Raw genomic sequence first — 12,388 nt, 5'->3', positions numbered from 1 at the left:
TTCGTCTCAATTTCCGCATCCTGTCGTGAGGCCACCAGCAGAGCGACCAGTTGAAAAGCCGTCGATCGATCCGTTGATCCCAAATGTTGTTGTCGGGTCTACAGTACTGGAAGACGTAAACCGGCGCGAGGCCGAAACGTTCACAGTCACGCATTCGTTGCGCCATTGCAGGCCAAGCCCGCTGCTGACGGGAAGATCCGCTGCTACGTCATAGCGGCCATCGACCTCAATTGACCAAGCATCGCTGAGTACGAAAGCAGCATCGATGGTCCATTCGGAAATGGTGTTGCTTCGTCCTTCTTGCGGATCAGGGCTAAGCCGGATGTAGTTTGCCCCCAACGACACCCAGTCATTTTGCCAAGCCACGCGGCTATCAGCGACGGTCAAGTCCGCCACATCATCCCACAGTGCGCGACTGTCAAAAATAAACCCACCGGGCGCGGTCAGTTGCCCTGCGATCAGCCAGTCAGACTGCCGCCCGTCAAGACCGGATGTCGCGGTAAAACCGCTTTGCGGTTTATCCCGCACGATCCGGCCAAAACTAAGGGTGGACGTCACCCCGCCCGCCCCAGTTCTGGTCCAGGTCAGACCAACAGCGGCCTGCACGCCGACTTCGACAGCGTCTTCACCCGCAAAGCGCGACAGAGAAAAGAGATTGGCGCGGTCCAATTCGGTGCGAAGGCTGTCCTCATTCGGAGGCGTGCCCCCATAATCCTGTGCCCAACTGAGGCTGATTGTGGGTTCAAGCAGGTGTGATGTGCCGCCAGACCCCATGCGCCCCAAAGGCCAGCGCAACACAATGCCTGCACCGGGGATTACCCGCAGATCTTCTTCCGAAAAGGCTTCATCGTCATTCACGACGTAGAGATCTGCGCGTACGCCGGCTTGCGCATCGGCGACAACACCCATGGGAAGGATCCAACTGTTTGACCAGATACCTTCGACACCAGACCGCAGCACGTCACGGCCAGCATCGCCATCGGTTGTGCTGTATCGATAGGCCAGATCGAGACTGGCGTCGTACTGGAGACGGCCACCAAAGGCCGGTGCAAAGCTTGATTGATAGCGCAAGTCTGCGATGATGGGTGGCAAAGATGCATTCGTTTCATCGTCACGGAGTGTTTGGTAGTAGGTGAAGCGCGCCTGATAGAGCGCTTCGTCGGTTACGCGCAGTAGTTCAACGGCGCTATCCAAACGGTCTTTGCTGGAATAGCTGTAGTCCAACAGATATGCCGGATCGCTTACGCCTTCGAGGTCAAAAATCAGCTGATAGGCATTGCCAAGATCGAAACGCCCTTCGGCAAAGAGATAAGACCGCAGTTCCGGAAGAAGCGTGTCATCACTGACCGCCGCTTCTATGCTGAGATCGCCATTCACAAATGCCTGACGGTATCTGAGCTCTAGCGTTGTCGTTTCTTCAGCAATATATGGTGTCAGAAGCAGGTCCTTGTGATCGCCAAGTGTGATGAAATAGGGCACCTTCACACCGAACCCCAGTTGCGATGTGTTGCGTTGCTCGGGGATGAGCAGGCCAGTGGCCCGCTCAAGTGTGGGATCGGGCAGACGCATTCGTGGCAACCAAATCAAAGGGACGCCGAGAACGCGAAAGGTGGCGTTTCTGAAATAGAGCTGACGTTCCTGATTGTCATGGATGACCCGTTCGGCGCGGATCTCCCATAGCGGTGTTTGCGTTCCGCATACTCTGCATGACGTCGCCGATGTCTTGTAGAGCTGCGAGTATCGGCCGTCACGACGGTCTATTTGATTTGCAACCAGCTGGAGTTGTTGGTCGAGCACAATGCGCGCGCCTTGCAGGATACCATTTTCAAGTCGGGGATCGAGCGATGCGCTGTCAGCGGTCAGGATTGTCCCATCAGACGTCTTGATGAAAATTGGCCCTGTAATGCGCAGCGTGTCGCTGGGTTGGTCATAGACGACTTGGCTGGCCGTCAGGCGGCTCCCGTCAAAAAGGACCTCGATATTGCCTGTTGCGATCAGCTGATCTTCGCCGTTCAGTTCGACGCTGTCTGCGACCAAGGTTGCCGCACCTTGCGCCATAAGACTGCCGGGCAACCACAAAAACAGCAAAACAAGAACCGTCCGCATCACCCGTCCTCATTATGCAAAAGAAAGCCCATCGAAAGGCCGATTGCAGCAAAGGGTGGCGCCCATGCGGCCAACAGCACGGGCAGTTGGCCGTTTTCCCCCAAGACTTGTGCGAAATTGCGAATGAAGTAGATGACAAAAGCCAAGAGCACTGCAAACATGACCATCATGCCAGTCCGCCCGCCGCGTTGGTGCCGCAGTGTAAAGCTTGCCCCGATCAGAACCATTGCAACCAAAAACACCGGGGTCGCCAGTTCTTTGTGAAACCACACCAAGTGACGTTGCGCCGAAAAGCCCGCCGTTTGCAACCGGCCGATGAAAGCTGGCAGTTCCCAGATGGGGATTGAGGACGGCGTGCCAAAGCTGTCGCGGATCTGATCCGGGGTCAGGGAGGACTGGATCGAAAGTTCGGGCTGAAGCACGGCTGATGCCTCGGGCGTCGCGTCGCCGTCCAACTGCCATGACTTTGCATCGCGCAGCACCCACGCGCCTGTCACCAATTCAGCGGAACCTGCATTGATGCGTCGTCGTGGGCCGCTGTCCGGTGCAAATGTCAGAAAGGTCACATCTGTCAGCTTGGTCCCGTCAAGGTTTGCGCTTTGCGCGCTGATGACGGTTTGCCCGTCTGCATTGCCCTGACGCAACCACAGACCGGAGGACCCGATGGACAGCACAGAACTATTACCACGCAATGCATCGCTGCGTGCCTCGAACTCTTTTGATGTTCCGGCGACAATCGGGTTGAGGATGCCAACGGCAAGAAGCCCGATCAGCAAAGCGACGGCAATTGGCGCCAGAAGTGCGCGCAGGGCAGATCGCCCCGCAGCACGGGTCACGACCATTTCAGATGATCTGGACAGGCTGAGGAACAATGCAATTGTCGCAAGGATCATGATCAGCGGCAGGATGGCATAGATCGCTTGCGGGATGTTGAGCAGGCTCAGCATCAGAATATCGCCGAATGTTGCCTCTGCCGATCCAAAGCGCCGCAATTGATCGACTAGATCTATAAACAGCATAATTAGGAAAAATACTGCAGCGACACCCAAAAGGGTGAACAGGAAACGGCGTGCAAAATAGCGATGCAGGATCATAGTGTAGCCCCGCTCTTGATCCGGCGTTTGAACAAATAAGGACGTCCGGCCCAGAATAGCAGGAACCAGATTATCAGGAACCCGACAAGGCTTTGCAGATAGGTCAGCATCCACAATTGCGGATCGCTGCGCGCCAGACGTACCCCATTGGTTTCCACGGCTTTGACGACGATGATCAGGAAGATTGCGCCGACGATCTGCTTCCAAACCCCAAAGCGGCTATACCCGCCGACCATCAGTGCAGAGAACCCCAAGAGTGCGGCAACTGTGCCCAGAATTGATTGGCTGAAGCGGTCATGCCCGCGCGAAATAAGACGGGCCGCATCGCGACGTGTCTCGGCCTCCAGTTCTGGCGTTGGATTGAGCAGCTCCCATGTTGAAAGATGCGAGTCATCCCGGCCGGGGACGCGTGCCTCTCCGATCAGGTTGCTGATATTATATGCGAAATCGTCGAACGACGTGGTAAAAAGACGTTGGTCCCCGACCCGGAGGGTTTGCGCCATACCGTCAATCATCACCAACTGCGTCGTATCGCTTTCACGTACAAGAAAGGCTTTGGATGCCGTGTAGGTGACATGTTCGGTTTTGCTGCGGTTGTCGGACAGGAAAACGTCGAGCAGTTCGCCCGCTGGCGTGATTTCACGGATGTAGAACGTCACCCCGTTCACCGGCTCGATGAACTGTCCCTCGGTCAATAGTCGGGCCGTGACATTTTGGGCGATTTCGGCCTGTCGGGCATCAAGGCGCGCGCTGCTCATGGGCACCAGAAAGTGCATCAGGATCGACATCATCAGCGTGACAATCAGACCGAAGTAAAAAACCGGACGAGCCATGCGAAACGGTGAATACCCCGCAGCCTGAACAACGGTCAGTTCGGATTCGGTTGACATCCGGTTGGTGACATAGATGGCAGCAGCAAAGGCCGCCAAAGGCAGTGCAATCCGCATGACGGAGGGCAGCGACAGTGCTGTGAACTCAAGAAATACGCTGGCTGACTGCCCATCTGCGATCAATTGATCAAACAGTACCACAGCACGATTGATCCAATAGACAAGCACCAGCACCAGGCTAAAGAAGCCAAACAGCACCATCAGTTGCGACAGCATGTATCTGTCAAATCGCGCCAATGTTTTGTCCTTTGTGGTGTCTGCCTGCCTGATTGCCCGCAAACTAGCCTATCGTTGCGATGGATTGAACAGCTAACTGGTCATTATGGAGGGCGCGGGCTACCTATTGCGCAAGACCCAACATCAACCCAAGGAGCCACCATGACGATACCTGCTGAAATCCAATTCAAAGACGTCGATCTTGATGCTGTTGCCGTCGCCACTGGCAAGGTTGTGGTCTTTGTTGATGGTGACGGGAAACTTGATGCGGGTGCCCGTAAGGTGAACACCTTGACCCGCAAGGCACTGGCGCGTTTTTTGGACAGCGATACATTTGAAAAGATGGCGCAGGGGGATGTGCATGTCCTTGGCTTTCCCGCGGGGCTGTCTGCAACGGCGATCTGTGTCGTCAAACTTGGACGCCGCCCATCGCGCGAGGAGGCCCGCAAGGCAGGTGCAAAACTGGCCAAGGCGCAACGTGATGCAGATCTTTTGATTATGGCAGGCACAATCGGCCGTGCGGATGAAATTGCCTTGGGGTTGGCCCTGCGTGCATACAAGTTTGACGCGCACAAAACTGCCGACGCCAAACCAACGCCGGATGTCACTTTCATGGTGTCCAAGCCTGAAGAGGTCGCGAAATCGGCTGCCCCGATGGCTGCCATCGCGGAAGGCGTCTTTTTCACACGGGATTTGACGAATGAGCCCGCAAACGTGCTGACGACAGGTGATTTCGCGGCCCGTCTTGCGGCGATGCAAGAACTGGGTCTTGAGGTCGAAATTCTTGAAGAAGACGACCTTGCCAAACTTGGTATGCGCACGTTGCTGAGTGTGGGGCAGGGATCGACAAGTCCGTCGTCGGTCGTTGTGATGTCATGGAACGGTGGTGGCAAAGAGGCCCCATTTGCCTTGGTGGGTAAGGGGGTCGTTTTTGATACCGGTGGCATCAGCCTGAAGCCCGCAAGTGGCATGGAAGACATGACGATGGATATGGGCGGTGCCGGTGTTGTTGCGGGGGTGATGCGCACGTTGGCGCTGCGCAAGGCCAAGGCCAATGTTGTGGGCTTGGTTGGATTGGTCGAAAATATGCCGTCTGGCGACGCGACCCGTCCCGGCGATGTTGTGAAGTCCATGAAGGGGGACACGGTCGAAATCATCAATACAGACGCTGAGGGTCGTTTGGTTTTGGCTGATGTTCTTTGGTATGCGCAGGAACGCTTTAAGCCCGTGGGCATGATCAACCTCGCCACGTTAACCGGTGCGATATTGGTGGCACTCGGGCATGAAAAGGCGGGACTTTTCTCAAACTCTGATGCTTTGAGCGATGCCTTTCTGAAGGCTGCTGAGGCCGAAGGGGAAGGCGCCTGGCGGATGCCAATGGGGCCGGCCTATGATGATCTTCTCAAGTCGCGGATCGCCGATATGAAGAATGTCGGGGGCCGTATGGCTGGTTCGATTACTGCCGCCCAATTCTTGCAACGCTTTGTCAAAGATGATGTCCCTTGGGCCCATCTGGATATCGCAGGAACTGCAAGTGTGAAGAAGGAAACCGCGCTGGCACCTGCGGGGGCAACGGGGTGGGGTGTGATGGCGCTGAACCGTTTGATCGCTGACCACTACGAGACCTGATCATGGGGGCTGTGTTCTTTTACCACCTGACCGATAGCCCTTTGGAGGCGACTTTGCCGATGCTGATCGGCAAAGCGCGTGGTGCGGGCTGGCGTGTTTTGGTGCGTGGACAGGACGCCGCCCTTCTGACACGTCTGGACGAAGTGCTTTGGCAGGGCCCGGAGGATGGGTTTGTGCCACACGGGCTTGCCGGCGGGCCGTATGATGACGAACAACCCGTGTTGCTTGGAGATGGGTCCAGCACGGGGTTTGGTTGCGTTATGAGCGTTGCTGGCGCAGATATCAGCGCCGAAGAAGTCACAGCGCTTGAGCGGACATGTATTCTTTTCGATGGGCATGATGCGGCTGCGCTGGACCATGCACGGGGGCAATGGAAAATGTTGACTGATGCCGGTTGCGCGGCCCAATATTGGGCGCAGGAAGACGGGCGCTGGACAAAAAAGGCTGAGAAGTAAAGGCGACCGTCGTCGGTTTTCGATCAGATCAAGAGAACTTTGGCAGCGGTTGCGGTATCATCGCTTCACGCAGTTCCATGAAGCTGTGATCAAAAACCCATCGCATGCGCCAACTACTGAAATAGCGTTTTTCAACCTCAAGCTCACCCATGATCCTGAGGTCTGTGTGACGTTCATCTTGCTTGATGAGGGCCAGCAGGTCTGCGATCGCGTATTTTTCACCTTCAAGGCATTGGCAAAAAGTGCGACCGTTGAAAGCCAGGGCACCGGTCACGTCACGAATTTCATTTGCCCGAACCGCATGGCTCACTATGGCCTCAACATCTGGTTCCGCGATGTCGGGGCGCGCGCTGCTAAGATAGAGAATTCTGATCAAAGTCTGCGACATTGTGCGCAACCTTAAGCCGAAGTGTGAGGCTTATGCAATTCCAACGTGCGAAGTTGCGACCGTCGCCTAGAAAGGGAAACTTGCGTCGAAGTCCTCTGGCAGTTGGGGAGGCTGAGGCGTGCAGGCCGCGAGAATACAAAAGAGGACAAGCGCGCGGATCATCTGTTGAGTACCAATTGTCCGTTTGAAATTTCGATCCGATCATAGAGGCCGAGGTAGGTCATACCGAGCAGCGATGCATCCATCTCGCCGCCATTCACAACGGCCGGAATGTCCCGGTCAGTGATTGGACCCAAAGCAATGTCGTTCAATATGACGGGAGCTGTGCGCACGACACCATTGGCCGTACTTGCGATGCCGGAATAATTTAAAGCGTCCGGGCCGATCCCTGCTTTGGTTGCGTCACGCTGTGACAAGACGATCTGGCTGGCACCGGTATCAATGACAAAGTCAACCGGCACCCCATTGATGTCCAATGTCAGGTAGTAGTGCCCGTCAGAGCTCCGCGGCACTTCGACAGTGCTGTCGTCAATGATCGCCTGACGTGGGTTGACGTCATTGCTGAGGTCTTCCCACAAGCCATATGCCGCGATCACGCCAATAAAGATCAACGCCCAGATAGCGGCCTGTTGGGCCATTTTGCCCATATTGTTGCGTCCAGCCACGATTGCAGAGCCGCCAATCGCGGCGCCCAGCAGCACAAGATAGGTGATTTGCATGATTTGGTCAGTTGTCATGGCATTGATATAGGCACTAACCGCCAATCCCAAAACCCCGTAGGCCATCCAACACAAATTGCACAGCCAGTGCGGCCAGCAACATGCCCAGAACACGGGTCACGATATTGAGGCCAGTTTTGCCCAAAGCACGCTCAATTGCCGGCGCTGCGAGAAAGGCCAGCAGCACAATGAGCAGGACCGCAATGACCACGCCTGCGATGGCTGCAAGGTCGGTCGCCCCTTCGGCCTGACCGGCCAGTAGAATGACGGTCGTAATAGCACCAGGGCCGACGATCAGCGGAAGGGATAAGGGAAAAACTGACGGATCGTCTTCATGTTCGGCCTGGCCCTCGGCGGCGCTATCTTCGCGGCGGGCCTGCCGGCGTTGAAACAGCATGTCGAGTGCGGTGAGAAACAGCAAAATCCCGCCTGCGATGCGAAAGGCATCCATTGAGATGCCGATAAAGCCGAGCACAGCCTCGCCCAGAAGCAAAAATACCATCATCAGCCCGCTGGCGACAAAGAAGGCCCTGATCGCAATGGCGCGCCGTTGGGCCGCGTTCATCCCTTGCGTCAACGCAATGAACACCGGTGCAAGCCCCGGCGGGTCGATAATGATGAACAGCGTTGTGAAAGCTGCGATAAGGGCGGGGAGTTCGGTCATAAGGTTCTGTCTGACAGGCAGTGGATCAAAATTCTAGAATTTTGATGCCTCCGGCGGGAGTTTTCAGGGCAGGATGATGGTTAGGGCTTTTCTGCCTTCTCTAGTTTTTCCAGTGCTGTCATCCACATGGCCTCGGCCCGTTCCAGCCCGTCCATGACTTCGGCGTATTTCTTGTTCCATGTCGCCAGTTCGCCTGCTTTGCCGTCCTCGTAAAGTGCCGGATCGGCGAGTTTCTTGGCCAGCTTGTCGCGCATGTCGTTGATTTTCTTGACCCGCTCTTCGTTTTTTCGCACGTCAGAGCGTAGCGCCATCAGCGCCTCGCGCGATGGTTTGGCGGTTTTGACGGGGGCGGGTTTGTCTTTTTCGCGCGGCTTTTCGGGGGTCAGCAGCATTTTGCGATAGGCTTGCAGGTCTTCGTCGTAGGGGTTCACATGCCCGTCTTTGACCAGCCAAAGACGGTCGGCGACCATGGACAGCAAGTGCATGTCGTGGCTAACAAGGATGACGGCACCGGAATAGGCGGTCAGCGCCTCGACCAGCGCTTCGCGGCTTTCGATATCGAGGTGGTTTGTGGGCTCATCCAAAATCAGCAGGTGCGGCGCGGGCAGGGTGGCCAGCAGCAGCGACAGGCGAGCTTTTTGTCCGCCAGACAGCCGGCCCACTTCGGTGTCGGCTTGGTCGGCCCCCAGCCCGAAACCGGCAAGACGCGCGCGCAGTTTGGCTTGGCCTTCGCCCGGGCGTTCGCGGAACAAGTGGTCAAGTGGTGTTTCTTCGATCCGCAGCTCATCCACTTGGTGCTGTGCAAAAAAGCCGATACGCAGCTTGTTGGATGTCGTCATTTTACCGCGGGCAATGGGTAGCCTGTCAGACAGCATTTTCGACAGCGTCGATTTGCCTTCGCCGTTGCGCCCCAATAGGGCGATGCGGTCGTCCTGGTCGATACGCAGGTTCAGGTCATGCAGGACGATGTTATTGCCATAGCCCACGGCGGCCCCTTCGGTCGCGATGATCGGGGGTGAGAGTTCTTCGGGTTCGGGGAATGTAAATACCGTCCGGGCCGCATCTTCGGGCGCGCGGATTGTTTCCATCTTTTCCAACATTTTGACGCGGCTTTGGGCTTGTTTGGCTTTGGAGGCTTTCGCTTTGAACCGGTCCACAAAGGCTTGCAAATGCTGGCGCTGTGCGTCTTGTTTCTTGGCCGCTGCCGCTTGCACGGCGCGGTTGGCAGCGCGCTGTTTGGCAAATGTATCGTAGGGGCCGGTGTAGTAGATCAGCCCCTTGTCTTCCAGGTGCAGAATGCCGCCGACAGACCGGTTCAGAAGTTCGCGGTCGTGGCTGACGATCAGCACGGTGTGGGGGTATTTGACGAGGTAAGCCTCAAGCCAGAGCGCGCCTTCGAGGTCGAGATAGTTTGTGGGTTCGTCCAGCAGCAGCAGATCGGGTTCGCTGAAGAGCACGGCAGCGAGGGCCACGCGCATCCGCCAGCCACCCGAAAAGGCCGAGCAGGGCATTTGTTGTTCTTCATGGGTAAAGCCAAGGCCGCGCAGGATGGTGGCGGCGCGGGCCTCTGCCGACCATGCCTCGATATCGGCCAGCCGGGTTTGTACCTCGGCGATGCGGGTAGGGTCTGTCGCGGTTTCAGCCTCGGCCAACAGCGCTTCGCGTTCGGTATCGGCGCGCAGGACGGTGTTGATCAGCGAGACCTCGTTGCCCGGCACCTCTTGGCTGACGCCACCGATTTTCCAGCCTTTGGGGATGTTCACATTCCCGGTATCCAGCACCATCTCACCCCGGATCACCCGGAACAGCGTTGTCTTGCCAGAGCCGTTACGCCCCACAAGCCCTACCTTATGCCCGGCGGGAATGGTGACTGTCGCATGTTCGACCAGCGTGCGGCCATCAACGGAATAGGTGATGTCTGAAATCTTGAGCATGGGGCGGCTATGCTTGATCCTTTGTGCGGGGTCAATTGGGTGTTTGGCTAGCGCTTTGTTTTCGGTGTGTTTAAGCACCTGACAATGGACAGTGCCCGTACGACCCTTGTTGCCACGTTGATCGTGCTGATGACCGGATCCCTTTGGGGGTTCTATTGGATGCCTGTGCGCAAGGTTGCGGAGCTTGGGCTAGAGGGCGCATGGGGGACTTTGGCGATAGTCGGGGCCGCTACACTGCTTTTGGCCCCGTTGGGATGGCGTGGACGGCGGGCGTTGGTTGCATCACATCCGCTGGCGCTGGCCTCTGTTGCTTTGGGCGGCTTTGCCTTCTTGTTGTATTCGGTCGGCTTTCTTTACGGCCGTGTAGCGATCATCGTCATCCTTTTCTTTCTGACCCCAGTTTGGAGCACGCTGCTTGGTCGGTATGTGATGGGCTGGCCGATCACGCGACTGCGGGTACTGGCGTTGCTTGTCGGGGTTGCGGGGCTGGGCATCATGCTGGGCGGAGACGGTGCCTTGCCGATCCCGCGCGGCCTGGGCGACTGGTTTGGCCTCGCATCCGGGTTTTTATGGGCGGTTGCAACGGTGGGCATTCGTGCGAAGGCGACGGCGGGACCGGGGGAAACGGCATTTGTTTTTGCGCTTGGGGCGTTTCTTGGCGGCCTTGTCATCGCGCCGCTGTTAGAGCCATTGCCCGATGTTGCCCGCTTCGCAGACCCTTTGCGGTTGGTCTTTTGGGTTTGTCTTGCAGGTGCGCTTTGGTGGGCAATATCTATGGCGGGGCTGATGTGGGCCGCAACCAAGCTTGATCCCGCCCGCGTTGGTATCCTGCTGATGGCTGAGGTGCTGATCGCCTCTGTCACCGCGGCGCTGATTGCGGGTGAAACGCTTTCAAATCCAGAGATGATTGGCGGGGTTTTGGTCGTGCTGGCAGGTGTATTTGAGGTATGGCCGGAGCGTGCGCGCACTTAGTGCTATCGGTGCCGCACGAGGCGGACTAAAAGGTTTTTATGACCGCAAGCCAAATAGCCAGCGCAAACCGCAATGTTGCACTTTATCCTTGGTTTAAGCTGTTTCGCAGCCTGATGTTCACGCAGGCCGTTTGGTTCCTCTATTTCCAGAGCGCACTGACCCCGGCCCAAGCCATTATGCTTTATGCGATTGGTGATTTGGCGACGACGGTGCTTGAAGTGCCGTCAGGGTACGCGTCCGACCGGATTGGCCGGCGATTTACGATCCTGTTGGCGGGTGTGTGCAGCGCCATAGGTGCGCTGATGCTGGGGTTGGCGGACAGTTTTGCAGTTTTCGTGGTTGCGCAGATCGTTCTGGGCGCAGGCGGGGCCTTTATATCGGGGACCGACAGTGCATTTCTTTACGAATCCTTATCTGCCGCCGGACGAGAGGATGAAACCGAAGAACAAGAGCTACGTGCGTGGCGGTTTACATTCATTGCTCTTGCTCTCTCGGCGGCGACAGGCGGTGTCATCGCGATGTATTCTTACAGCTTCACCTTTGTTCTGACGGCGGTTTGTCTCGCGGCGTCGGTCATCATCTCATTTCAGTTTCGTGAGCAGACTGGTGCGACGACACCGCCTCAGGCTGGCGAGGTGGTTGGTTTTGGATCGCTGCGCACAGCGCTGCGGATGCCCGTCTTGATCTGGCTTTTTGTGTTGAGTGTTTTGATGTATGTTTTCAGTCATATTCCCTACGTCTTTGGCCAGCCTTTTATTCAAGAGGCGCTGAAGGCTGTCGGGCTTGGCCAGGACGCGCCCTGGATCAGCGGAATCGTCACGACGGCGATGATGGCAATATCGGTTGTCGCGTCACTTTTTGCACAGAAACTGCGACATCGGATCGGGTTGATGGCCATTCTTCTATTGGCGTTTGGGATGCAGATTGCCCTGTCTGGTGTGCTTGCCCTGACAAATGCACCAATTGTCATTGCGATCTTGCTGTTGCGCATGGTGCCTGACGCGTTCTCGGGGCCATTTATCGTTGCGCGCATTCAACATGAGTTGAGTGACGATGCCCGTGCCACCTATCTTTCATTGCAGAGCCTTGGCGGACGCGTGTTGTTCGCCGCGACCTTGTTCTTGGCGTCCAGCGTGACCGGGCAAACGGGCGATATGGCTTATGCTGACCTGCAAGTGATCTTGGCAAGTTATGTTGCCATTGGCTGCGCCTGTCTTGCGGCTTTGGCGGTGTTCGCGCGTGGCTTGCCAATTGAACGACGTGGTTGACCGAAATTCACTGCTTTTCATGTGTAGATGTGCGTGGTAGGGCGCAGCCATCA

General features: G+C 56.7%; 11 protein-coding genes. 4 read left to right on the top strand and 7 right to left on the bottom strand.

All coding sequences use genetic code 11. The features are described from left to right. Nucleotides 1-6: 6 nt before the first annotated feature. The 3 genes from ACZ1G5_RS00805 to lptF are packed head-to-tail and all read right to left on the bottom strand — an operon-like array spanning nt 7 to nt 4,306. Complete coding sequence (locus ACZ1G5_RS00805; RefSeq protein WP_472731051.1) at nt 7-2,106, bottom strand: LPS-assembly protein LptD; 2,100 nt, start codon at nt 2,104-2,106, stop codon at nt 7-9. Next, nucleotides 2,106-3,200, bottom strand: coding sequence for an LPS export ABC transporter permease LptG (gene lptG, locus ACZ1G5_RS00800; protein WP_472731050.1), 1,095 nt, complete (start codon nt 3,198-3,200; stop codon nt 2,106-2,108). Before lptG ends, ACZ1G5_RS00805 begins: the two co-directional genes overlap by 1 nt. Continuing rightward, nucleotides 3,197-4,306, bottom strand: coding sequence for an LPS export ABC transporter permease LptF (gene lptF, locus ACZ1G5_RS00795; RefSeq protein WP_472731049.1), 1,110 nt, complete (start codon nt 4,304-4,306; stop codon nt 3,197-3,199). Before lptF ends, lptG begins: the two co-directional genes overlap by 4 nt. A 162-nt stretch (nt 4,307-4,468) precedes the next feature. Here lptF and ACZ1G5_RS00790 point away from each other — a divergent pair, with 162 nt between their 5' ends. Together ACZ1G5_RS00790 and ACZ1G5_RS00785 are read left to right on the top strand one after the other, a co-directional pair. Beyond that, complete coding sequence (locus tag ACZ1G5_RS00790; RefSeq protein ID WP_472731048.1) at nt 4,469-5,935, top strand: leucyl aminopeptidase; 1,467 nt, start codon at nt 4,469-4,471, stop codon at nt 5,933-5,935. A 2-nt stretch (nt 5,936-5,937) separates the two neighbouring features. Then, nucleotides 5,938-6,390 carry a DNA polymerase III subunit chi gene (locus tag ACZ1G5_RS00785; protein WP_472731047.1) on the top strand — a complete coding sequence of 151 codons (453 nt, stop codon included), beginning with the start codon at nt 5,938-5,940 and terminating at the stop codon, nt 6,388-6,390. Between the two features lie 28 nt (nt 6,391-6,418). Here ACZ1G5_RS00785 and ACZ1G5_RS00780 read toward each other — a convergent pair whose 3' ends face one another. The 4 genes from ACZ1G5_RS00780 to ACZ1G5_RS00765 all read right to left on the bottom strand — a co-directional run bounded on the left by ACZ1G5_RS00780 (nt 6,419) and on the right by ACZ1G5_RS00765 (nt 10,095). Next, entirely contained in the window at nt 6,419-6,778 is a 360-nt protein-coding gene (locus tag ACZ1G5_RS00780) for a BLUF domain-containing protein (RefSeq protein ID WP_472731046.1), read from the bottom strand. Between the two features lie 158 nt (nt 6,779-6,936). Continuing rightward, the gene (locus ACZ1G5_RS00775) at nt 6,937-7,515 is read right to left on the bottom strand and encodes a retropepsin-like aspartic protease family protein (RefSeq protein WP_472731045.1); all 579 of its coding nucleotides are present in this window, start codon (nt 7,513-7,515) and stop codon (nt 6,937-6,939) included. Between the two features lie 16 nt (nt 7,516-7,531). Continuing rightward, a complete protein-coding gene (locus tag ACZ1G5_RS00770) occupies nt 7,532-8,161 on the bottom strand; it encodes a MarC family protein (protein ID WP_472731044.1) in 630 nt (209 codons plus the stop codon). An 80-nt stretch (nt 8,162-8,241) separates the two neighbouring features. Beyond that, the gene (locus ACZ1G5_RS00765) at nt 8,242-10,095 is read right to left on the bottom strand and encodes an ABC-F family ATP-binding cassette domain-containing protein (RefSeq protein WP_472731043.1); all 1,854 of its coding nucleotides are present in this window, start codon (nt 10,093-10,095) and stop codon (nt 8,242-8,244) included. An 84-nt stretch (nt 10,096-10,179) separates the two neighbouring features. Between ACZ1G5_RS00765 and ACZ1G5_RS00760 the strand changes: the two genes are divergently transcribed. Together ACZ1G5_RS00760 and ACZ1G5_RS00755 are read left to right on the top strand one after the other, a co-directional pair. Next, on the top strand, nt 10,180-11,067 hold the full coding sequence (locus tag ACZ1G5_RS00760; protein ID WP_472731042.1) for a DMT family transporter: 888 nt from the start codon (nt 10,180-10,182) through the stop codon (nt 11,065-11,067). 38 nt (nt 11,068-11,105) lie between these two features. Next, nucleotides 11,106-12,335, top strand: a complete 1,230-nt coding sequence (locus tag ACZ1G5_RS00755; RefSeq protein ID WP_472731041.1) for an MFS transporter — start codon at nt 11,106-11,108, stop codon at nt 12,333-12,335. Nucleotides 12,336-12,388 lie beyond the last annotated feature (53 nt).

The sequence above is a fragment of the Yoonia sp. JB2-21 genome, assembly GCF_055693545.1.
Note: the sequence above shows the minus strand (reverse complement) of the source record. Positions and strands in the feature narration are given on the sequence as shown.

Bases quoted from the DNA above. Each gene is read 5' to 3' on its own strand.
- ACZ1G5_RS00805 (WP_472731051.1), bottom strand. From the start codon at position 2,106: ATGCGGACGGTTCTTGTTTTGCTGTTTTTGTGGTTGCCCGGCAGTCTT.
- lptG (WP_472731050.1), bottom strand. From the start codon at position 3,200: ATGATCCTGCATCGCTATTTTGCACGCCGTTTCCTGTTCACCCTTTTG.
- lptF (WP_472731049.1), bottom strand. From the start codon at position 4,306: ATGCTGTCGCAACTGATGGTGCTGTTTGGCTTCTTTAGCCTGGTGCTG.
- ACZ1G5_RS00790 (WP_472731048.1), top strand. From the start codon at position 4,469: ATGACGATACCTGCTGAAATCCAATTCAAAGACGTCGATCTTGATGCT.
- ACZ1G5_RS00785 (WP_472731047.1), top strand. From the start codon at position 5,938: ATGGGGGCTGTGTTCTTTTACCACCTGACCGATAGCCCTTTGGAGGCG.
- ACZ1G5_RS00780 (WP_472731046.1), bottom strand. From the start codon at position 6,778: ATGTCGCAGACTTTGATCAGAATTCTCTATCTTAGCAGCGCGCGCCCC.
- ACZ1G5_RS00775 (WP_472731045.1), bottom strand. From the start codon at position 7,515: ATGACAACTGACCAAATCATGCAAATCACCTATCTTGTGCTGCTGGGC.
- ACZ1G5_RS00770 (WP_472731044.1), bottom strand. From the start codon at position 8,161: ATGACCGAACTCCCCGCCCTTATCGCAGCTTTCACAACGCTGTTCATC.
- ACZ1G5_RS00765 (WP_472731043.1), bottom strand. From the start codon at position 10,095: ATGCTCAAGATTTCAGACATCACCTATTCCGTTGATGGCCGCACGCTG.
- ACZ1G5_RS00760 (WP_472731042.1), top strand. From the start codon at position 10,180: ATGGACAGTGCCCGTACGACCCTTGTTGCCACGTTGATCGTGCTGATG.
- ACZ1G5_RS00755 (WP_472731041.1), top strand. From the start codon at position 11,106: ATGACCGCAAGCCAAATAGCCAGCGCAAACCGCAATGTTGCACTTTAT.